The organism is Oleiphilus sp. HI0066 (assembly GCF_001635725.1).
On the sequence record NZ_LWFH01001017.1, the window covers coordinates 1 to 2,756 of the forward strand.

Consider the following 2,756-nt stretch of genomic DNA (forward strand, 5'->3'; position numbering starts at 1 on the left):
GTTCAGTATATGGGGTGAAAAAGTGTTCAGTGAAATAATCTCGTACTTCAGACTTTTCAGCGTCTGAAATACCACTAGATTGCTCAAAGAATGGAAAGGTCGAATCAAAATGAAAGCTAGCAGCACTTGCACTTTGGTCTTTCGACATAAGCTCAAACTGCTGAGTGAGTCCCCTTAAGTAATCTTCAATATGTGACTTTTTAAGCATCAGCGTCGACTCAAGCCGGCTTTCGGTTAATTCTTGAATGACTTGATTTGATTTGCTGATTGCTAAATAGATAGAAATGAAGCCAACTAAAATTAAGCTCGCAACTAATAGTGCAAGTGTCCCACTGATTTGTTTGGTTTTTATCTTCATATCCGTATTGCTAGCGACTAGGTTTTCTCGCCATGCTCCCAAGAGATTGTCTGGTGTAGGTTAGTCGATAAGTGCAGGATTTAAAGTGCGATTCTTTGAGCTGCTTTCCTATATTGATCAGGTGTTTGATTATTCCAGCGTTTAAAAGCTCGGCGAAAATTTGAGCTGTCGTGATAGTTCAAAAGGGTAGCGATAGCCTCTACAGACATTCTGGAATTGCGTAAATAGTCTTGTGCCTGTTGACATAAAATATCGTCACGTATCTTTCTGAAGCCCGAATCTTCTCGCTCTAGATAACGGGCCAATGTTCGCTTACTAACGAACATAGCGGCTGCGGCATCGTCTTCTGATAAGGTTCCTGGAGGGTGTGAAAGCATTAATTTTTGAAGTTTGTATGTGTAAGAGCGCTCATCAGAATTGATGGTAGAGAGCATCTGTTCGCACTGCTTGAAAGCAAGTTGATAGTTTTCATGATTCGCAGAAACGTTATGCTCTCTGCAAGCTTCAATTGGGATTTTTACGATGGTATGAGTTTGAGAAAATAGTATTTCTCCTGGAATGCAATCGCTATAGCGTGCGTTGTAGTTTGGTTTCGGATGAATGAAGCTTGTAATCGCTGAATTCAGCGGGTGCCCCAGCAAGTGTTCTGCGCAATCAAAAAATGTAATGGCAGACGCCTCGGTAATGCATCTTAAAATTTCTGGCTTGAGATCTAGTTCGACGTGATAGTAAACGGATAACCAGTCGCCTTCAGCGCGAAGATCTAAGCTCACAAAACTCATTCTTGTTGGGGAGAACGTTTGAAACCCTTGTAGGGCAGTCATCAAGTTTGGACTGCTATTTACAAGAAAACCCATCGCTCCATGGGCTGCTGGGGTCAGCATTTTTCCAATCGCTAATCCGAAGGCTTCGTCTCCAGAAATTGAAAATGCATTTTCAAGCAAAGTGATTTGTTGGTCTGCCGTGATAAGCGTACTTTCATCTAAAAACTCATCGACGCTTAAGTTGGTGTGCGCCAGTAATTTAGGGAGGTCTTGAACCAAGAGTCCTAATGCACGGGCTATCAGTCTTGAATAGTTCGAGGGGATGGTTGCGGCTTCGTTCATCGTTATCGCGATCTCATGTCACTGTGGTGGTGGATAATGCCAATAGTGGTCGTCTTTCTTATAGTGTCTTTAAATGACCCTGTGATGTCAATAAATGACTCTCGAATGGCAATAAATGACCTCCCTTGTATGTGTTTGACACTCTAATCTTTGCCTAACTTAATCAGAATCGCACGTGAAAATAATAAGAGGTAAAGCATGAGCACGATAACCCTGATCGAACACGATGGGACAGAGCATTCTCTAAGTTATGAGAATGGGCAGTCTGTAATGGAAGTGGCGACCGAAAATATGGTGCCGGGTATTGATGCGGATTGTGGTGGGGAATGCGCGTGCGGCACGTGCCACGTGTTTATAGACCCACTATGGCGTGATCAATTGGGTGAAATCAATTTAGAAGAAGCTCAAATGCTAGATATGGCGCCAGAGAAACGAGAAGAATCACGACTTGCATGTCAGGTTCGACTTAGCGCTGATGACAACGGGATGGTCGTCAAACTTCCTGAATTCCAGATGTAATGTCACATAGTGCAACGAAGGTAAAAGACCAATGAAACTGTTAGAGCCTGTGATTGAAAAGAGTACCGCGCTTGTTCCTATGCATCTGCAAATTAAGGGAGCGCATGCCTTTCAAAAATTCAAAAAGCGTTTGGGTTTAGCGCGCGCTATTCCGACATTTACTGAAACCCCAATTCCTCCTGTTGCTGATCTTTCATTGGGTGAAATTGATGTCAGCAATCCTTTTTTGTTTCGACAGGGGCGGTGGTTGGAGTATTTTCAACGTCTACGAGATGAGAGTCCGGTGCACTATCAAGCGAACAGTCCATTTGGACCTTTTTGGTCGGTGACACGTTTCGAAGACATTATGTATGTTGATAAGCATCATGAGCTTTTTTCTGCCGAACCTATTATATCGATAGGCCCGCAACCTGAAGGTATCGAAATTCAAACCTTTATTGCGATGGATCCCCCTAAACATGATGTTCAACGACAAGCTGTTCAAGGCGTTGTTGCTCCTCAGAATTTAAAGGAAATGGAGTCCTTAATTCGTCAGCGAACCTGTGATGTGCTTGATAACTTGCCGGTAGATGAGCCTTTTGATTGGGTGGACTGCGTATCAATAGAGTTAACAAGCCGCATGTTGGCAACTTTATTGGATTTCCCCTACGAAGAACGTCGTAAATTGGCTTTCTGGTCTGACGTGGCTGCAGCATCTCCCGAAACCACCGGTGGGACGGGGTATCCCGCTCAAGCCTTCGAAGTTGCTGGTGCCATGGCAAAGGGCTTCTCGG

General features: G+C 43.8%; 3 protein-coding genes and 1 pseudogene. 2 read left to right on the forward strand and 2 right to left on the reverse strand.

What is annotated here, in order from left to right:
• A partial coding sequence (locus tag A3738_RS12095) for a hypothetical protein (RefSeq protein WP_156504229.1) occupies positions 1-358 on the reverse strand: 358 nt, incomplete at its 3' end.
• 80 nt (positions 359-438) lie between these two features.
• Positions 439-1,464: an AraC family transcriptional regulator gene (locus A3738_RS12100; protein ID WP_068473602.1), complete on the reverse strand. Its 1,026-nt coding sequence runs from the start codon at positions 1,462-1,464 to the stop codon at positions 439-441.
• A 198-nt stretch (positions 1,465-1,662) separates the two neighbouring features.
• Here A3738_RS12100 and A3738_RS12105 point away from each other — a divergent pair, with 198 nt between their 5' ends.
• Positions 1,663-1,983, forward strand: a complete 321-nt coding sequence (locus A3738_RS12105; protein ID WP_068473605.1) for a 2Fe-2S iron-sulfur cluster-binding protein — start codon at positions 1,663-1,665, stop codon at positions 1,981-1,983.
• A gap of 31 nt (positions 1,984-2,014) precedes the next feature.
• A pseudogene (locus A3738_RS12110) lies at positions 2,015-2,756 on the forward strand (cytochrome P450); the annotation flags it as partial.